The organism is Blautia faecis (genome assembly GCF_020554845.1).
Lineage (GTDB): Bacteria > Bacillota > Clostridia > Lachnospirales > Lachnospiraceae > Blautia_A > Blautia_A faecis.
Genome location: NZ_JAJCIA010000001.1, coordinates 207509 through 225304 on the forward strand (window position 1 = coordinate 207509; position 17796 = coordinate 225304).

The following is a 17796-nucleotide window of genomic DNA, read 5'->3' on the forward strand; positions in this document are numbered from 1 at the left end:
AGTATCTTCACAGTTACAATTGCTTTAAGTTTTTGTATAAATTAAAATTACATAGAACATTCTCAGGAGGAGTATATTATGGACAGCACAAAAATCGACAGAATCAACACCCTTCACCATAAGGCACAGAGCGTAGGCCTTACAGAAGAAGAGAAAAAAGAACAGGCAGAGCTGCGCAAGGAGTATATTGCCACCATTAAGATGAACCTTAGAAATCAGCTGGATAATATTGATGTAAAGGAAGCCGATGGTACGGTTGTGAATCTTGGAGAAAGATATGGAAGAAAAAAGACTCATTAGAAAGCAGATTTTTGCAGCCAGAAAGCAGTGCAGCGATGCGCAGGTAGAAGAATGGAGCCATCAGATTACAGATCAGGTGCTGAAACTCTCAGAGTTTGTGAAGGCTAAGCATATTCTGGCTTATGCAGATTACAATCATGAAGTAATGACCAGATATATCATTGAGGAAGCCTGGAAAGCAGGAAAAGAAGTGGCAGTCCCGAAGGTTGTGGGAAAGGATATGATTTTTTACCGCCTTACTGATTTTTCTCAGCTAGAGCCTGGATATTTTGGAATTCCGGAGCCTGTCAGAGGCGAGATCGTGAAGTGGGAGGATGCTCTTATGGTCATGCCTGGTGTAGCTTTTGATCCTGAGAACAACAGAGTGGGATATGGCGGCGGCTTTTATGACCGCTTTTTAGAAAAACATCCTGATATTACCAGACTGGCAGTGGCTTTTGATTTTCAGATCCTTGATCTGGTGCCCACAGAACCTACGGACATTTGTCCTCAGATCATTGTGACACAGAGTAAAGTTTACCGGAGGGAGGACTTATAAATGAATGAAATGCTGGAAACTCTTGGCAGGAATGCCAAAGAGGCAGAAATCGTTCTTCGAAACCTTGATACAGCTAAGAAAAATCAGGTTCTGGAGGCTGTTGCAGACAGCCTTGTTGCAGATTCGAAAGCACTTCTTACAGCAAATGCCATTGATGTAGAGAATGGCAGGAAGAATCAGATGCCAGAAGGACTGGTAGACCGTCTGATGTTGACAGAAGCCAGAATTGCAAGCATGGCAGAGGGGCTTCGTCAGGTTGCGGCACTGGAAGATCCTATCGGGGAAGTGACCGGGATGAAAAAACGTCCCAACGGACTTCTCATTGGACAGAAGAGAGTCCCTCTTGGAGTGATCGGAATCATCTACGAGGCAAGACCAAATGTGACAGCAGATGCTTTTGCCCTTTGCTTTAAAACTGGCAACGTGGTGATCTTAAAGGGTGGTAGTGATGCCATCCATTCCAATACTGCTATTGTGGATTGCATCCGCAGAACCCTGGATGAGAATGGAATTACGAAAGATGCGATCCAGCTGATCTCTGATACTTCAAGAGAGACTGCCGGAGAATTCATGAAGATGAATGAATATGTGGATGTACTGATTCCACGAGGAGGCAAAGGTCTTATTAAAGCAGTAGTAAATAACAGCACGATTCCTGTAATCGAAACTGGTACCGGAAACTGCCATATTTATGTGGATGAGAGCGCAGATCTTCAGATGGCGGCAGACATTGTGATGAATGCCAAGACACAGCGGGTGGGTGTCTGCAATGCCTGTGAGTCTCTTCTGGTGCATGAGAAAGTGAAGGATGCTTTCCTTCCGGTTCTTGCAGAGCGCCTTCGGACAAAGAATGTGGAGATGCGTGCTGACGAGGAAGCGAAGGCTTTGATCCCAGACGCAGTCACTGCCACTGAGGAAGACTGGGGTACAGAATATCTGGACTATATACTTTCTATAAAAGTAGTTGGATCTGCAGATGAAGCGATTCGCCACATCAATCGCTACAATACAGGCCATTCAGAGGCAATTATTACCAGAGATTACAACAATGCCCAGAAATTCCTGGATGAAGTAGATGCAGCTGCTGTATATGTGAATGCTTCTACAAGATTTACGGATGGTTTTGAGTTTGGTTTTGGTGCCGAGATCGGAATCAGCACCCAGAAGCTTCATGCCCGTGGCCCCATGGGACTTCTGGCACTTACTTCCACAAAATATATCATTTATGGAAACGGACAGATTCGTCCTTAGGTTTGATTTTTGAACTGAGATATGTTATACTAGACTTCGATGTTAATATTTAATATGGGGGACTCATTTATAAGGAGGACTTTTTAAAATGAAGAAAAAGCAACTTTTGGTATTCATTATGGCGGGAAGCCTTGCAGCCGGAATGTCTCCGGTGACAATGGCATTTGCAGAGGCAGATACCCAGACCGTGACAATAGAGGACACAGTAGCTGTTGCCGCAGAGTCAGAAGAAGGAGAAGCAGCAGCTGAACCAGTGCAGGATATTTCAGATGCCGCAGCAGATACACCTGTGGAAGAACCTGCACAGGCAGCAGATACGCCGACTGCAGAACCAACCCAGGCAGCTGCAGATACACCGGCAGCAGAACCAACCCAGGCAGCTGCAGACACACCGGCAGCAGAACCAGCTCAGGCAGCGGATGCGGTTGTGGATGATGGCTTTAACAGCGGAGATACTGCTGAGCTGACTTTGGAGGAAGAGGAGAGTGCTACCCCTACTCCTGAGACCACTGGTCAGATTATCCTGAAGGCAGCAGATGGAACCCAGACATCCTATTCCACATTAGCAGAGGCAATTGCGGCAGCCCCGGTTAATATTGGCAAGGATGGTGAAGTTACCCAGATCCTTGTAACCGGAACTGTAGAGATCAGTGAGACTGTTGTGATCGATCAGAATAAGAATATCTCTATTGCAGCAGCTGCGGATGGAACTACTATTAAACGTGCAGCCGGATTTTTAGGAGATATGTTTAAAGTAAAAGATGAGTCCACTTCTTTCCAGTTTGGTACAGGCAAGGAGGGTGAGACTGTTTTAAGTCTGACTGTAACAGGAGCACTTGACCAGGGGGATGCAACAGGCTCCATTATTTCTGTGGAGGGCGGTTACTTCGGATTGTCCGATGGTGTAACCCTGACAGGAAACAGAACCAGTGCGCCGGGAGCTGCAATCTGTAATTCTGGCGGAAGCATCGGACTGGCAGGTGGTACTATCACAGGAAACCAGTCTGAAGGTATTGTAAATGAAGCTGCTGAAATTACAGGTGGAGCTATTTACAGTCTGGGCGAGATCCGTGTTTCCGGCGCTGTAATTGTAAAGGATAACAAGGACGATGGTCTTAATGATAACAGTATTGTTTTAGGCGGTGATAACGCATGTATCGCAGCAATTGGCCAGCTTGCTGAAACAGCAGACCTTCAGGTAAGAAGAAGTGACGCAGCTGCCGGAAAGATTATTGTAAAGGTCGGTACGGATGCGAATGGTACTGCACTTACTACTATGGAGAATATTCTGGCACATGTTCATTATCTGGACACTACAGAGTATACCATTAACAACCAGACTGGAGCACTTGAGTCTGTTACAGCTCCTGTTAGTACTATGACGCTGACCGCAGATTCTATTTCCTGGAATAAGGCGTATGAGCATACTGTTGATCTGACCTTCCATACCAATGATGCTGGTGTTGGAGGAAGATATTATGTGACCTGGGTGAAGAAATCTGATTCTACACCTGGATTCGAAGCAGTAAAGAGCAATTATAAGAGCTCTGGAGATATTGCAAGCTCTGCAAGTGTACAGTTGACAGATGTAGCTTATGATACAGCCATTAAAGTAGTTGTATATGCTGAGGATTCCAAGGGACTTGAAGCAGTTGCGCCACTTGTACTTACATTAAAGGCGAAAGCAAGCACTCCCACAGAAACTCCGATTACTACTACACCGACGCCAACTACTCGTGCAACCATTAACCCGTCTGTCAGCGAAAGCAAGGTAACAGGTCTTGAAAAAGCACTGGCATTCTACCCGAAGCAGATGTACAATTTCACAGTAACTGGCGCCGGAACTGACAATACAAACCCGATCAAAGGTGATACCAAGTGGATCCCGTATGGCTGGAGCATGTCCGCGAAGAACATTGACACCGGATATCAGAAGAGCTGGTCTATCGGAAATGTAAATGGTATCAAGCAGGCGAAGACCTTTAGAATGTATATCTTCTTCCAGAAGTACATATACAATGGATCCGAATGGGAAGCTACCGGCGTGAAGGAAGCTCTCCCTACAGAATTTAAGTCCAAGGCAATCGACTTCACAGTAACTCCATCCGGCACAATCACGCCAACTGCAACAGCCGGTTCTGGTTCCGGCGGTTATGATTATAACGGAACAGGTAGCGGCGATGGAGATGGAACAGATGGCGATGATGCAGAGAACCATGACGGAACAGACAGCGATACCGGTTCTACATCTGCAACAAACGCGAGAACAGCCGATAACTCCCCGATTGCCACTATGATGATGCTTGCAAGTCTTTCTCTGGTAGCTGGAGGTTATGTTATCGTCAGAAAGAGAAAAAAAGAAATCTAAGAAAATCTATGGCATATGAATAACCATGCATTTTGATCAGAAGTTTTTCTGACAGCAAAATAATAAGAAACATACATTAGGCAGGTCTTTTGACCTGCCTTTTTGCATATAATAATACAGGCAGCGGGGGGACAGGCTATAGCGTGTAAAAAAAGGCCTTCTGCAAGATGTACGTTACACTTTGTTGGAATGATTTTTCAAACACGCTCTAGAGATGAAATGCCGCCTGAGTTTTTTCCTGCTGCAGGAGGTAAAATATGTTGTCAGAAAGCGTATTGTCAGTCAGAAAAGAATTGTTCCCACAGAATAAAACGGCTGTCAGTGACATGCCGAAAGTAAATATACAAAAGAAAGTACAACCGACAGATGCAGATATGGTACAAACATCGCTGTCATTTGAAAACATATATTATTCTTTATGGGAAATAGCTGGACGCTACAGCAGCTTTTGCCAGTTTCGCGTGATTGGAAACAGTCATGACGAGAGAATGATCCCAATGCTGGAAGTTGGCACCGGCGCACAGATGATCTTCTGTGTGGCTGGAATTAATGGAACTCAGGCTCTTTTGCCGGAACTTCTTCTGAAAATGGCAGGAGAATACTGCAGGGCCTACGAATGCGGCTGGAAGCTGGATGAATTTTATGAAGTGAAAAAACTCCTTGATAAAATAAGGATCTGTCTGATTCCGATTTTAAACCCGGATGGTTATGAAATCCGCCAGAATGGCTTTGGTGCTATTCGAAATCCAGTTTACCGTCAAATGCTTCGTATGCAAAGCATTCCTGCTGAGGATTTTGGATATAATGCCCGTGGAATGGATATTTCACATAATTTTCCAACGGTTCATTATATCCGTTCACGTATGGGAGAGGAACCAGCCAGCGAGAATGAGACAAAGGCATTGATCCGGATCATTCAGGAATATGATGGAAGAGGACTTTTGACGTTTGCTCAATCCGGAAGGGAAATCATTTATTATCACTGTCAGCAGGGAGTGGGAAGTCTTCCGAAATCCTACCGGCTGGCAAGACATATGCAGAAATCTTCTTCCTATCATCTGGAAAGGGAACAGATGACCGAATCGGCAAGGGAGAAATTTAAGGGAATGGGAACCCCGGAACAATACTATATTCAAACGAAAAAACAGCCGGCATTTCGTATTAAAGTACCAGCTCAAAGCGGAAATGGAAGAGGCGTTGAAGAGGATAAAAAGGCAGTATATGAGGAAATACATTTGCTTCCATTGGAATATATATTTTCATTAGACAATTAAATGTTATTGATTGCAGGTAAGCCTCTGTAAAATAATTACTTGAGAGAGCTGGCCGGTAACCATAAAAGGAGATGTCCGAAGTAATCGAAACATCTCCTTTTAGTATTTGATTTGTTTTTTGACGTTTACGAAACGCAGAGAAGATTGCCATGCGCATCCGAAATGATTATTTTTCAGAAGCAGCTGTTTCCGGTTTTTCGTATTTCCTGCGGATATCTTTCATCACAAAAAGATAGGAAACACCGGTAAATACTGCTGCTGTAACCCACGCTGCCGGGTCACAGAAGCATGCAAGTGCATAACTTCCTACCGCCATGGAAATCATTGCCACAACCAGACGGGCAACCAATTCAGAAACACCACCCATCATAGGCAGGAATCCATATCCGCAGCCCTGCATGGTGTTTCGGAATACGAAAATACTGCTTAAAGGAATGTAAAAGATCACACTCATATAAATATAAGTTTTTGCCCATGGAAGCATGCTGTTCATATCCACATCTCCAGTGAAGAAAAGTCCAAGAGCTGGTTTCAGCAGAATACAAACCAGCACGGCCGCTGCAAGAGCATATACAACAGAAGCTTCCAGAGCCGCTTTAACACCCTGGCGGATTCTTTTGATATCACCTTTTCCGAAGTTCTGTCCACTATATGTCGCCATAGTCTGTCCCATAGCCATCATTCCCTGGGTTACCAGATTCTGTACCTTGCTGGCTGCCGTAAAAGAGGCAACGGCAACGGAACCGAAAAGATTGATGGCAGACTGCATGACCATGGTACCGGAAGCTGTAATTGCAAACTGCAATGCCATAGGAATTCCCATAGCCAGCTGGTTACGGCTTTCCTGACCATGAAGCTTCCAATGTCTTCTGTTTGGTGCAAGAGAAGGCATACGTATATAGATGTAGACCAAACAGAGTATTGCGGAAACGCCCTGAGAAATAATGGTTGCCAATGCTGCTCCGGCAACGCCCATTTTAAAATTGATAATCAGTACCAGATCCAGAATTACATTTAAAGCTGCGGAAAATACAAGAAATACCAGCGGAATCTTACTGTTTCCAACTGCACGCAGGTAAGAGGAAAACAGGTTGTAAAAAATAGTGGCGATGATTCCGGCGCTGATGATCATAATGTAGGTGTATGCATCCTGAAAAATGTTGTCAGGTGTGTTCATCAGCTTCAGAAGAGGGCGCATGCCCAGCAAACTTAAAGAACTGATGAGCACGGTAAAAATCAGGGAAAGAAGAATTCCGTTTGCTACACTGATCTTTACCCCTTCGGTATCTTTGGCACCGAAGCGCTGAGCGGTAAGTACGGAGAAACCGGCTGTGATTCCCTGCGAGAAGCCCACAGTAAGAAACATGATCGTTCCTGTGGATCCGACTGCCGCAAGGGCATCAGCACCTACATAGCGTCCTACAATAATTGTATCTGCCATATTATAGAGCTGCTGAAAAATGTTTCCAATAATAAGAGGAAGCATAAACTTCAGGATTACCGGCAAAGGCCGGCCTTTTGTCATATCTTTTTCCATAAAAAAACTCCTTATTGAGATATATAGAGATCGTAAATAAAAAGTGTTACTAAATTACTTACATATTAGAGTGTGTCAGAGTCTGTTTGAAAAATCATTTCCACAAAATATAACGCACATTTTGCAGATTGCATTTTTTTACATACTCTGGAAGCGAAAATTATTTTATCACACTGCGGATTATCTGTCACTATTTTATTTTTGACTATTTTAAAGGCATTTGATACCATAATGTTCAAGAAACCACACTTTTTCTCAAAAAATGTTTAGGAATTTTGACTGATATGTTGGTTTTGCTTGCTATTTGCTCACATAAATGGTAAAATCAAATATAACGTGAAGATATTTTTTTCGAAAGAGAGGCATTCATATAAATGGCAAATGAACATGGAGAACAGATCAGAATCGTGCAGGAGACTGTGGCTGGTAAGGAGATTACTTTTGCCCATGTAATGGGAGGACCGGCACCGATCATTTATCAGAAGCTTGGGTTGAATCCGCAGCTGGATTATCGTTCCTCTGCAATTGGAATCATGAATATGACACCGCCGGAATCCGCTGTTATCGCTTCTGATATTGCGGTGAAGAGCGGTAATGTTTATCTTGGATTCGCAGACCGGTTTACAGGGACTTTGATCATTACAGGAGAGATTTCTGATGTAATGTCTGCAATGACTGAGATCGTAAATTATTTCCGGGATTCTCTGGGATACGTGGTCTGCAATATTACGAAACGATAGGAAGTAGAAGCATGGAGCGAATAACGAAGGAAGAGCTGCTGGAAATGCTATTCCATGAAGATTATGAACACCTGAAGGGGAAGAAGCTTCGTATGACTCGTGTGCGTGTACCGGGAAAGGAAGTTTGTCTTGCCCATGTGATCAGTCCTTCCCAATCTTGTATTTATGAAAATCTGGGACTGCATATTGGAGTTCATGAGGGGGAAGACCACACAGGAGAATCCATTGGTCTGATCCGTTTTACTCCCTGGGAAGCGGTTGTGGTAGCTGCAGATGTTGCCATGAAGAGTGCAGATGTACAGATCGGGTTTATGGATCGTTTTTGCGGTTCTCTGATCATTACAGGAGGATTGTCCCAGGTGCAGACTGCTGTGGAAGAGGTCGTACGTTTCTTTGACAGAGAGTTAGGCTTTAAAACATGTGCGGTTCACAGAAGCTGACAGATACCTTATGGCTGCGGGAACAGCAGCTTATGGATACGATATTATGATATGCAAATGTAAAAATAATGCACTGCTGTATTTTTACAAGTAAGGTTTATTGAAAACAGGGGAAATACAATTCGATGAAGAAAATTTTTTTGATGGGAAGAAGTGAGGCCGGCAAGACCTCACTGACGCAGGCACTAAAAGGCGAGGAGCTTCATTATATAAAAACACAATATACCAATTCCAATGACGATACCATTGACTCTCCGGGGGAGTATGCAGAGTCAAAAAGATTCAGTGTAGGACTTGCATGTTTTTCCTTTGAGGCAGATGTGGTGGCAATTGTGCAGGCTGCAGATGAGCCATTTAATCTGTTTGGTGCAAGCTGCCGCTCTTTTATCCTTCGTCCTCTTATTGGCATTATCACAAAAATTGATTCACCATATGCCAATATCCCTATGGTGAGACAATGGCTGATCAACGCTGGATGTGAACGCATTTTTATGGTGAATAATGTGACCAGAGAGGGAATTGATGAGTTGATGGAATATCTGCAGGAGGATACCCCGAAGCTTACATTGGAACAGGCGAAATTCAAACAGAGCCTTGGTCTGAACGAGTGGGATCCTCTTCCAGAGGGAGTGGCTTATCCGGAAGAAAAAGAGAATATGCTATAAAAAATTCCCATTCAGATTTTCCTGTTATCTGGATGGGAATTTTTATATGGTATGTTGCTTATGTAAATTACGGTATTAAAGAAATGTACTGCTTTAACAGACAGAGGGTTAAATCCGGAACCGCCTGGGCAGCCGGAATCCCCACCGACGGTTCACCGATCATATTATATCAGATATTGGTGCAATAATTGGAAAATAAGTTAGCAACCACCAGTTCAACTTAAAATCTATGATTTCGATATTCCCGGGGACTGCATCCCTTTATTTTGGCAAAAACTTTGGAATAATAATTGGGGTCTGAAAATCCAGCCTTGTCAGCCACCGCGCTGACAGGCTGGTCATCCTGCAAAAACTCCAGGCTGCGCTCGATCCGATATTCCTGCAAAAAGGCAAACAAGGTAGTATTCATATGACGTTTAAAAAGCCGGGTACATTCGCTTTCACACAGGTGGATGTGTCCGGCGATGTCATTTAAGGTGATCTTATTTTGATAATTTTCTTCTATGTAGGACAGAATCTTCTTGATTCGGTCGTATTCCAGAGAGTTTTCCCTGGAAGCCTGGGGTTCGTAGGTAATATGCTCCAGAAGAAGCCGCCACATGGATTGCAGGCAGATGGTAATGTCCAGCTCATAAAAATCCGGTTTCTTTTCATCCAGATCAATAATGCGGAGAAGATATTCGCGAAAAGGCTTGTGCCAGGGCTCACTCTGGTCGATACAGATGGCAGGGAGCATAGAATCCTGAATGACAGGATCTACATATTTGCTGTTGACAGTGCTTTGGAAAAATCCATAAATCAGCCTGGAATCAAAAGTTACAGGAATATAAGCGCAGTCCTTCTGATTTTCCATTGTGCCAGAGTGAAGGGCACCGGAGTTGTTAAATACAATATCTCCTTCTTTTAAGTGGTAAACCATATGGTTGACCTTGTAGCACATAGTGCCTTTTTGCACATAAGTAATCTCTATTTCCGGGTGCCAGTGCCACATAAAGGAACCAGACTCATATTCTGAAAGTTTCTGGTAGCTGACCAGGAATGGAAACTGTTCATTGCCGTGCTGTTTTAATTCTTTTTGAAACTGATTGGTTATGATCTGCATGCCAAACCTCCCGAGAAAAAATTTCATATCCTGTGGACTGTATAGAATTCCATATGTTCAAAAATAGAGAACTACAATAAAACGCATAAATTTACCTGTATTATACATCTGTTAAAGATAAAAACGCAATATATTACTTGTTTTTCGCAAGTTATTTAAGGTAATGCAAAGGAAATGCATGTAAAATGAAATTAACTTGATGAGAGATCCGGATAAGCACAGATGAAGCGGAAAATATGCACTGAGGCAGCTGGAGTACAGAATGTAAAATTATAACAATATTAACAAAAATAGGAGAATGAGACCATGAATTTACCAGAAAAAGCAAACCTTGAGAAAATCTATGGAGAGAACAGTGCCTGCGCAGCTCGTTTCCAGAATCTAGCAGACAACTTTGCCAGAATCTACAAACATGACCATGCAGATTTCTTTACTTCCCCTGGAAGAACAGAAATCATCGGAAACCATGTTGACCACAACGGCGGCAAGGTAATCGCAGGAAGTATCAATCTGGATACCATCGGCGCAGCTGCACCGAATGGAACCAACGTGATCCACATTACAAGTGAAGGCTACAGAGATGAGATCGTAGTTGATCTTGACAAGATCAGCAGAGCCAACTATCCGAAAGGAACCTTTGCCCTGGTTGCCGGTATGATGGAAGGTGCGAAGAAGAATGGCTTTCAGACAGCTGGTTTTGATGCCTATGTAAGCACCAACGTGATCGCAGCAGCAGGAGTAAGTTCCTCTGCATCCTTTGAAATGCTGATCTGCGTAATCATCGATTACTTCTTTAACGACAGCAAGATGACTTACACAGACTATGCAAAGATTGGTCAGTACGCAGAGAACGTATACTGGGATAAAGCTTCCGGAATGATGGATCAGATGGCATGTGCAGTTGGTGGTCCGGTTCTCTTCGACTTTGCAGACAGAAATGATCTGAAATACAGCAAGCTGGACTTCTCCTATGGAAAATTTGATCACAAACTGGTTATTGTAAACACCGGAAAAGGCCATGCAGATCTCAGCCAGGAGTACTCTGAGATTCCAGGTGAGATGAAAGCAGCAGCCAAGGTACTTGGTGCAGAGCTTCTTCATGAGACTACTCTTGAAAATCTGCTTGCACATGTAAACGAGATTCAGGACGACAGAGCAATTCTCCGTTCCATTCACTTCTTTGAAGAGACTTCCCGTGTAGAACGGGCAGCAGAGGCAATTGGTAAGGCAGATTACGAGGAATTTTTGAAGCTGATGGATGAATCCGGAAGATCGTCCTGGGAACTGCTTCAGAACTGCTACTGCATGAAAGACTGCCACGAGCAGAAGATCCCGTTGGTTCTTGCTCTTACCCAGCTGTTCCTGAACAAGATCGGCGGCGGTATCTGCCGAGTACATGGCGGCGGATTTGCCGGTGTTATTGCAGCTGTTGTACCGGAAAATGAAATGGAGAATTATGTAGAATACATTTCCCAGTATGTTGGCAGAGAGAACGTTTATCCAATGGATATCCGCGCAATTGGAGCTGTTCACATTGGATAATGACAATATTCTGAGTTATCTGAACTAAAGGTGACCTTTTTCGCAGCAGCTTTTCGCTATGACAGCCAGTTTAGAACTTTTACAGTCTTTTTGTGTTACCGTATTTGCGTAATATATACATAAAGAATCTGGACATATTTCCTTCTGACGTGCTATATTGAGTCTATCACAGAATTTTCGGAAATAAAGGAAAATACGAAAGAAGGAGAATCAGATGGAAAGATTGATTTTTCATGTTGATGTGAACAGCGCTTTTCTTTCCTGGGAGGCAGCGAGCAGAGTAAAGGCAGGTGAGCCGGATCTGCGGGAAATTCCGTCTGCAGTAGGCGGTGATCCCAGGACACGTACCGGAATCATAGTTGCGAAATCCATTCCTGCCAAGAAATACGGAGTACAGACTGGTGAGCCCGTGGCAATGGCCCTTCGAAAATGCCCGAATCTGGTAGTGGTACCTAGTGATTTTCGCCTTTACACGAAGAATTCCCAGGCATTTAAAGCAATTTGTAAATCTTATGCTCCTGCAATGGAATCCTTTTCTATTGATGAGGTATTTCTGGACATGACTGGAACTTCCCTGATCTACCCGGATCCCATAGCAACAGCCTGTGAGATAAAGGATAAGATTTATCAGGAGCTTGGATTTACAGTAAATGTGGGAATTTCCACCAATAAGCTGCTGGCGAAAATGGCCTCGGACTTCGAGAAGCCAAATAAAGTGCACACCCTTTTCCCGGAAGAAATTCCGGCAAAAATGTGGCCTCTTCCCATCAGAGATCTGTTATTTCTGGGAAAAGCTTCGGAAAAGAAGCTGGTTGATTTCGGTATCCGCACCATAGGGGAACTGGCTCGGGAAAGGGAGTCCACTATTCAGACACTTCTGGGAGAAAAGACCGGACATCAGCTCTTCCAGTACGCCAGAGGCATTGACAATTCTCCGGTTTTGGAAGTGCCTGAGGAGAGTAAAGGCTTCAGCGTGGAGAAGACTTTCAATGATGATATTGTATCTATGGAGCAGATCCAGCCTATTTTATTGGAGCAATGCGATGTGGTAGCCACCAGAATGAGGCGGAAAGGAAAGAAATGTACCTGTATTTCTGTCACCTTCCGCACTCTGGATTTTAAGAATCGTTCCCATCAGATGAAGCTTGGAAGCGCTACGGATGTAACTGATGAAGTCTACGCAAATGCCAGAAAACTGTTCGCAGAGTTCTGGAAGGGGCAGCCATTACGTCTGATCGGAGTGGCACTCACCGGACTTACTGAGGACGGATTCGAACAGATGTCCCTGTTTGAGGACTGTGCGAAAAAGGAACAGCGCCAGAAGCTGGATGCAGCGATGGATGCCATCCGCATGAAATTTGGAAACGACAAGATCACCCGGGCCAGCATTATGAACAGCAATGCAGGAATCGGGCGAAAAGCCAAGGCGCAGATGGAAAACGAAGAAAATGGAAAAGGATTCTAAAAGAAATAGAAAAGAGAACATTGTCATTTCCTTTGCAGGGAAATGCAATGTTCTTTTTTTGCACAGGAAACACTGTTTTGTTCCTTATGTGAAAAAATGTAAAAAACCACTTGACGAAAATGCAATTCTAGTGTACTATACAGCTATGACAGTGATACAGAAAGAGAGGTAACCATGGAATATAATTCATCGCTGCCAATTTATCTCCAGGCAGCAAATTCTATAAAGCGGGATATTGTAACAGGTAAGCTGTCTCCTGGTGCGAAGCTTCCATCTGTGCGGGATCTGGCGGTAGAATATACCATTAATCCCAATACGGTCAGCCGCGTATATAAAGAATTGGAGATGGAAGGCGTCTGCTTTACCAGACGCGGGATGGGAACCTTCGTGACAGAAGATCCGGAAAGAGTGCAGCAGCTGAAGGAAGAGATGGCAGGAGCCCTGATCCGGGAATTCCTGGAAGGAATGGAGCAGCTTGGTTTTTCCAGAGCTCAGGCAATCGGACTTCTGGAGAAAGAACAGTCGGAATGACGAGGAGTGTAAAAAATGATCTTAGAGAGCAGAGAAGTAACGAAGAAATACGGCAGTAAGACTGCTGTGAATCAGGTATCTTTACAATTGGAGCCAGGCCTTGTATACGCCATGCTTGGCCCCAATGGAAGCGGCAAGACCACCTGGATGAAAATGGTAGCAGGACTTGTAAAGCCTACCAACGGTGAGATCCTTTATCAGGGAACTCCCATTGGAAAAGAGAGTAAAAAAGAAATTGCTTATATGTCCACGGAGCCTTATTTCTACAACTGGATGACAGTTTCAGATGTGGGAAAATATTATGAGGACTTTTTCGAAGATTTTTCCATGGAGAAATACAGACAGATGATTTCCCGAATGGAGCTTACAGAGGACATGAAAGCGAAGAAGCTGTCCTCTGGTATGATGGCCAAGCTGAAAATTGCAGTTACCATGGCAAGGGAGGCCAGGCTGTACTTGCTTGACGAACCGTTGAACGGCATTGACCTTCTTGCAAGAGACCAGATCATGAAGAGCATTCTGGAAGCCATAGATCCAGATGTGACACTGGTAGTTTCCAGTCATCTCGTAGACGAACTGGAACGTGTAGCAGATGCAGCCATTTTTATGAAAGATGGTATTTTGGCAAATCAGTGCATGGTAGAGGAGCTTCGGATTAATCAACACAAATCCGTAGTGGATCTATACCGTGAAATCTATGGACATGGAGGAGAAGAAGTATGTTAAAGTTGATGAAATATGAGCTTCGGAAAACCGCATTTTCCAAACTGGTTCTGTTGGTGATCACAGCAGTTGCAGAAATTGCATTTTTAATAGGTGTATTTTGGAAAAAGGATAATATTCTGGCAATGGGAATTATTTTCCTGGTCATGTGTACAATATTTGGTGTTATCTACATTGGTATAGAGAGTGTAAATGTTCTCCATCGTGACCTGAATACCAAACAGAGTTATATGTTATTTCTCACACCAAAGAGCAGTTATCAGATTCTGGGAGCCAAGATCCTGGAAAATGGAATTTCCATTATCATGGCAGGCGCATTTTTTGCAGCGCTGGCAGCCATTGATGTGACAGTTGCAACTCTTTACATTGGCGGTCTGAAAGAGATGATCAATCTGGTGAGTTCCTTTATGGAAGTAAACTGGTCCGTGACTTTTACTCCGGCAGAAGCAGCTTTCTATTTCTTTGGTCTTCTGGCAAGCTGGATCGTCTTCATTGTGAATGCTGACCTGTCCGTGATCTTATCCGCCAGTGTCCTTGCAGGCAAAAAAGGCAGCGGCATCGCCGGCTTCCTTATCTTCCTGGTAATATCTTCTGTTATTGGAAAGCTGCTGGATCTCATTCCGGTTCTGAAAAGTATGGAACTTACTTTTGTCCTGTATATTGCAGCATCATTTGCCATTGCGGCAGTGCTGTATGTAATCAGCGGCTGGATCATGGAGAAGAAGCTGAGCGTATAATAGAAAACGCAGGATCAGAAGGTTAGAGCGTCAAAAAAGATCTATTTCAAAACAGGGCATTACCTGCTTCTCGTTGAGGAGTAAGTAATACCCTGTATTTTTTTACTTAATCAGGCGTTTTTTGAATTAGTACTGACCACTCTGGCCGCTCTGTCCTGCGGACATGGATCTTTCCTGCGCCTCGATCATCTTTTTAACCATATAACCACCTACACTACCATTCTGCTTGGAAGTAAGGTTTCCGTTGTATCCGTCTGTAAGCGGCACACCCAGCTCATTTGCAACCTCAAATTTGAAACGATTTAATGCGCCCTTTGCTTCTGGTACAGCTGCTTTGTTAGAAGAAGTATTGTTTGACATAATCATTTTCCTCCTTGGTTAATTGTTGTTTTGTTTGATGTTACATTGCTAGTATGTACTCTGACAATGAAAATACACTGGGAATAAATGGGGTGATCAAAAAAAGACAACAAAAATAAATATGCCGGACAGCAAAATGTTTTAACTTGACGCTACATTCTCAGTGTAGAAATTCTTATATTGGGAGCATATCTTATTACAGGAACAAAAAATTGCATACACAAAAATAGAGATAGGAAGCGAGACTTCGTACTTATAATATGAAATCTCCCTATCCTGAAGAATTTAACAGGCAGGCCATTGGACTTACTGCCAGCCTGCATTTTGCACCGACCCAGAAAGCAGCGGATGCACTGCTGAAAGAGGGTAAGGATCCAGAGCAGATTTTTGTCACAGGAAATACTGGAATTGATGCTTTGCACTATACGGTGCGAAATGATTTTTATCACCTGGAAACAGAATGGGCAAAAGGCAGCAGACTGATTGCTGTGACAGCACACAGAAGGGAAAATCTGGGAGAACCCATGCGTGATATGTTCCGGGCTATACGCAGGATCGTGGAGGAATTTACAGATGTGAAGGTTATTTATCCTGTACATTTGAATCCGCAGGTCAGAAAAATCGCAGATGAGGAATTCGGTGGATGTGATAGAATACACCTGATCGAACCACTGGATGTGGTAGAATTTCATAACCTGATGAAAGCCAGTTATCTGATCATGACTGATAGTGGCGGAATTCAGGAAGAAGCTCCGGCATTGGGAAAACCTGTGCTGGTCATGCGAGATACAACAGAACGTCCGGAAGGTGTGGAAGCAGGAACCTTAAAGCTTGCAGGCACGAAAATGGAGGATATTTACAGAGAATGCAGGCAGCTTCTTACAGAACCTGAGAAAAGAAATAGATGCCCGGCAGAAATGGCTGGAAACAGTCTTGACCGGAGAAAAAAAGTGGATTCTTGAAAATCAGGGGCCTGAGGGTGAATTTTACATGAATGGAAGTAAAGCCGGAGATGTTAATCCATACTTTGCATGTATGGCTGCACTGGGGCTTCTGGCAGAAACAAAGAACTGCCCCATTACTGAAACAGAGAAAAAAGCTGTTGGCAGGTATCTGGACTGGCATACCGGGATTTTGCTGGAAACAGATGGAAAAATGGGAATCTACAGGAAAAAGAGTGGGAAACTTATTTATAAAGAAAAGGCTGATTCCGAAGACGGGTATCTTGGTATGTATCTTTTTCTTATGGGAAAATATCTGGAAAAGACAGAAAGTACAGACCTGCCGGAATACTGGAAAAAGGGAATCAGCCTTGCATTAAAAAAGATTCAAAGCCTGATGCAGGATGGAATTACACAGGTCTCAGAAGAAAATACAACAGTTTATCTGATGGATAATCTGGAAGTATGGAAAGGCCTGTACGAATTAGAACATGCAGGACTAAAGGATGTGCAGGCAATCCGTGAAATGCGTAATAAGCTACAGGCACAGATAGAAAAGCTATTCTGGGATGATGCAAATCAAAGATGGAGAATTATTGAAAACAGTGATCTGTATCACCAGAAAGAATTTTATCCGGATGGAGTTGCTCAGATTTATCCGCTGATTTATGAATTTCCGGTAAAAGAGAAGAAAAAGCAAAAGATATTATATAAGCAGTTTACGGAAAGGTTTCAGTGGCAGAAGCTGAATAAAAAAAGAAATGGCTTTTTGTAAATTGCTGCAGAATATTAAATATGTACTCTTTAGACAATGACTTCAATTGTCCAGAAAAAAATCAAAGCATTGTTGAAAAAATTCTATTGTTACATGATTACGTAAATGATATACTTAAGTACAAGAAAACCGTGTGAAATTACAGCTTGCTTTTTGCACGGTTTCCTTTAAATTAGATAGTTGGTTTTGTCTAACACGATAAAAATATGACAAATTATAGAATAATAGATATTAGGGAATATAATCAACAAGCTATAGAATAAATACTATATCGCTGAAGATAATTACTTTTGCCAATAAATTTTTTCGAGCATATATGAAAGGAAATTTTATGCTAATAAATATTTTTGAAGGTATACTGATTCCATTTGTTGGAACAACGCTAGGTGCAGCATGCGTGTTTTTTATGAGAAAAACATTTAGCAAGTCAGTGCAACGTGCACTTGCAGGGGTTGCAGCAGGTATAATGGTTGCTGCTTCAATCTGGAGTCTTCTGATTCCGGCAAT

General features: G+C 43.1%; 17 protein-coding genes and 2 pseudogenes. 16 read left to right on the plus strand and 3 right to left on the minus strand.

Features of this window, described 5'->3' with window-relative positions; all coding sequences use genetic code 11:
- Positions 1-78: 78 nt before the first annotated feature.
- The 5 genes from LIZ66_RS01065 (at position 79) to LIZ66_RS01085 (ending at position 5731) form a co-directional block, all read left to right on the plus strand.
- Positions 79-300, plus strand: coding sequence for a DUF896 domain-containing protein (locus LIZ66_RS01065; protein WP_118578386.1), 222 nt, complete (start codon positions 79-81; stop codon positions 298-300).
- A complete protein-coding gene (locus LIZ66_RS01070; RefSeq protein ID WP_173715583.1) occupies positions 278-838 on the plus strand; it encodes a 5-formyltetrahydrofolate cyclo-ligase in 561 nt (186 codons plus the stop codon). The genes LIZ66_RS01065 and LIZ66_RS01070 overlap by 23 nt, the downstream gene beginning before the upstream one ends.
- Positions 839-2089, plus strand: coding sequence for a glutamate-5-semialdehyde dehydrogenase (locus LIZ66_RS01075; RefSeq protein ID WP_173715584.1), 1251 nt, complete (start codon positions 839-841; stop codon positions 2087-2089).
- An 88-nt stretch (positions 2090-2177) separates the two neighbouring features.
- The gene (locus LIZ66_RS01080; protein ID WP_118578384.1) at positions 2178-4457 is read left to right on the plus strand and encodes a hypothetical protein; all 2280 of its coding nucleotides are present in this window, start codon (positions 2178-2180) and stop codon (positions 4455-4457) included.
- Positions 4458-4714: 257 nt separating this feature from the next.
- Positions 4715-5731 (plus strand): M14 family zinc carboxypeptidase, encoded by a 1017-nt coding sequence (locus LIZ66_RS01085; protein WP_226814801.1) that lies wholly within the window; start codon positions 4715-4717, stop codon positions 5729-5731.
- Between the two features lie 166 nt (positions 5732-5897).
- Here LIZ66_RS01085 and LIZ66_RS01090 read toward each other — a convergent pair whose 3' ends face one another.
- Positions 5898-7268 (minus strand): MATE family efflux transporter, encoded by a 1371-nt coding sequence (locus LIZ66_RS01090; RefSeq protein ID WP_173719509.1) that lies wholly within the window; start codon positions 7266-7268, stop codon positions 5898-5900.
- A gap of 374 nt (positions 7269-7642) precedes the next feature.
- On the opposite strand from LIZ66_RS01090, the gene LIZ66_RS01095 reads away from it, so the two are divergent.
- From LIZ66_RS01095 to LIZ66_RS01105, 3 genes are all read left to right on the plus strand, one after another.
- On the plus strand, positions 7643-8008 hold the full coding sequence (locus tag LIZ66_RS01095) for a BMC domain-containing protein (RefSeq protein WP_118578382.1): 366 nt from the start codon (positions 7643-7645) through the stop codon (positions 8006-8008).
- An 11-nt stretch (positions 8009-8019) separates the two neighbouring features.
- Positions 8020-8448: a BMC domain-containing protein gene (locus tag LIZ66_RS01100; RefSeq protein WP_173715587.1), complete on the plus strand. Its 429-nt coding sequence runs from the start codon at positions 8020-8022 to the stop codon at positions 8446-8448.
- 125 nt (positions 8449-8573) lie between these two features.
- The gene (locus tag LIZ66_RS01105; protein ID WP_148462568.1) at positions 8574-9113 is read left to right on the plus strand and encodes a EutP/PduV family microcompartment system protein; all 540 of its coding nucleotides are present in this window, start codon (positions 8574-8576) and stop codon (positions 9111-9113) included.
- A gap of 220 nt (positions 9114-9333) precedes the next feature.
- On the opposite strand, the gene LIZ66_RS01110 is transcribed toward LIZ66_RS01105, so the two are convergent.
- On the minus strand, positions 9334-10215 hold the full coding sequence (locus LIZ66_RS01110; protein WP_118578380.1) for an AraC family transcriptional regulator: 882 nt from the start codon (positions 10213-10215) through the stop codon (positions 9334-9336).
- A 306-nt stretch (positions 10216-10521) separates the two neighbouring features.
- Here LIZ66_RS01110 and LIZ66_RS01115 point away from each other — a divergent pair, with 306 nt between their 5' ends.
- The 5 genes from LIZ66_RS01115 (at position 10522) to LIZ66_RS01135 (ending at position 15213) form a co-directional block, all read left to right on the plus strand.
- A complete protein-coding gene (locus LIZ66_RS01115) occupies positions 10522-11757 on the plus strand; it encodes a galactokinase (protein WP_148462565.1) in 1236 nt (411 codons plus the stop codon).
- Positions 11758-11971: 214 nt separating this feature from the next.
- Positions 11972-13222: a DNA polymerase Y family protein gene (locus LIZ66_RS01120; RefSeq protein ID WP_173715590.1), complete on the plus strand. Its 1251-nt coding sequence runs from the start codon at positions 11972-11974 to the stop codon at positions 13220-13222.
- A 174-nt stretch (positions 13223-13396) separates the two neighbouring features.
- Complete coding sequence (locus LIZ66_RS01125; protein WP_227200017.1) at positions 13397-13753, plus strand: GntR family transcriptional regulator; 357 nt, start codon at positions 13397-13399, stop codon at positions 13751-13753.
- Between the two features lie 15 nt (positions 13754-13768).
- Positions 13769-14479 (plus strand): ABC transporter ATP-binding protein, encoded by a 711-nt coding sequence (locus LIZ66_RS01130; RefSeq protein ID WP_118584213.1) that lies wholly within the window; start codon positions 13769-13771, stop codon positions 14477-14479.
- Positions 14473-15213 (plus strand): hypothetical protein, encoded by a 741-nt coding sequence (locus LIZ66_RS01135; protein WP_118584212.1) that lies wholly within the window; start codon positions 14473-14475, stop codon positions 15211-15213. The genes LIZ66_RS01130 and LIZ66_RS01135 overlap by 7 nt, the downstream gene beginning before the upstream one ends.
- Positions 15214-15339: 126 nt before the next feature.
- On the opposite strand, the gene LIZ66_RS01140 is transcribed toward LIZ66_RS01135, so the two are convergent.
- Positions 15340-15573, minus strand: a complete 234-nt coding sequence (locus LIZ66_RS01140) for an alpha/beta-type small acid-soluble spore protein (RefSeq protein ID WP_118584211.1) — start codon at positions 15571-15573, stop codon at positions 15340-15342.
- Between the two features lie 236 nt (positions 15574-15809).
- On the opposite strand from LIZ66_RS01140, the pseudogene wecB reads away from it, so the two are divergent.
- The 3 genes and pseudogenes from wecB to LIZ66_RS18875 form a co-directional block, all read left to right on the plus strand.
- Positions 15810-16466, plus strand: a pseudogene (gene wecB / locus LIZ66_RS01145) (non-hydrolyzing UDP-N-acetylglucosamine 2-epimerase); the annotation flags it as partial.
- 97 nt (positions 16467-16563) lie between these two features.
- Complete coding sequence (locus tag LIZ66_RS01150; protein WP_195379704.1) at positions 16564-17289, plus strand: hypothetical protein; 726 nt, start codon at positions 16564-16566, stop codon at positions 17287-17289.
- Between the two features lie 331 nt (positions 17290-17620).
- Positions 17621-17796 (plus strand): annotated as a pseudogene (locus LIZ66_RS18875) (ZIP family metal transporter); the annotation flags it as partial.

What these genes read in the sequence shown, in the direction of transcription:
- LIZ66_RS01125 (WP_227200017.1), top strand. Translation starts at nt 13,397, where the DNA reads ATGGAATATAATTCATCGCTGCCAATTTATCTCCAGGCAGCAAATTCT.
- LIZ66_RS01105 (WP_148462568.1), top strand. Translation starts at nt 8,574, where the DNA reads ATGAAGAAAATTTTTTTGATGGGAAGAAGTGAGGCCGGCAAGACCTCA.
- LIZ66_RS01085 (WP_226814801.1), top strand. Translation starts at nt 4,715, where the DNA reads ATGTTGTCAGAAAGCGTATTGTCAGTCAGAAAAGAATTGTTCCCACAG.
- LIZ66_RS01065 (WP_118578386.1), top strand. Translation starts at nt 79, where the DNA reads ATGGACAGCACAAAAATCGACAGAATCAACACCCTTCACCATAAGGCA.
- LIZ66_RS01090 (WP_173719509.1), bottom strand. Translation starts at nt 7,268, where the DNA reads ATGGAAAAAGATATGACAAAAGGCCGGCCTTTGCCGGTAATCCTGAAG.
- LIZ66_RS01110 (WP_118578380.1), bottom strand. Translation starts at nt 10,215, where the DNA reads ATGCAGATCATAACCAATCAGTTTCAAAAAGAATTAAAACAGCACGGC.
- LIZ66_RS01150 (WP_195379704.1), top strand. Translation starts at nt 16,564, where the DNA reads ATGAATGGAAGTAAAGCCGGAGATGTTAATCCATACTTTGCATGTATG.
- LIZ66_RS01135 (WP_118584212.1), top strand. Translation starts at nt 14,473, where the DNA reads ATGTTAAAGTTGATGAAATATGAGCTTCGGAAAACCGCATTTTCCAAA.
- LIZ66_RS01100 (WP_173715587.1), top strand. Translation starts at nt 8,020, where the DNA reads ATGGAGCGAATAACGAAGGAAGAGCTGCTGGAAATGCTATTCCATGAA.
- LIZ66_RS01080 (WP_118578384.1), top strand. Translation starts at nt 2,178, where the DNA reads ATGAAGAAAAAGCAACTTTTGGTATTCATTATGGCGGGAAGCCTTGCA.
- LIZ66_RS01075 (WP_173715584.1), top strand. Translation starts at nt 839, where the DNA reads ATGAATGAAATGCTGGAAACTCTTGGCAGGAATGCCAAAGAGGCAGAA.
- LIZ66_RS01140 (WP_118584211.1), bottom strand. Translation starts at nt 15,573, where the DNA reads ATGTCAAACAATACTTCTTCTAACAAAGCAGCTGTACCAGAAGCAAAG.
- LIZ66_RS01130 (WP_118584213.1), top strand. Translation starts at nt 13,769, where the DNA reads ATGATCTTAGAGAGCAGAGAAGTAACGAAGAAATACGGCAGTAAGACT.
- LIZ66_RS01095 (WP_118578382.1), top strand. Translation starts at nt 7,643, where the DNA reads ATGGCAAATGAACATGGAGAACAGATCAGAATCGTGCAGGAGACTGTG.
- LIZ66_RS01120 (WP_173715590.1), top strand. Translation starts at nt 11,972, where the DNA reads ATGGAAAGATTGATTTTTCATGTTGATGTGAACAGCGCTTTTCTTTCC.
- LIZ66_RS01070 (WP_173715583.1), top strand. Translation starts at nt 278, where the DNA reads ATGGAAGAAAAAAGACTCATTAGAAAGCAGATTTTTGCAGCCAGAAAG.
- LIZ66_RS01115 (WP_148462565.1), top strand. Translation starts at nt 10,522, where the DNA reads ATGAATTTACCAGAAAAAGCAAACCTTGAGAAAATCTATGGAGAGAAC.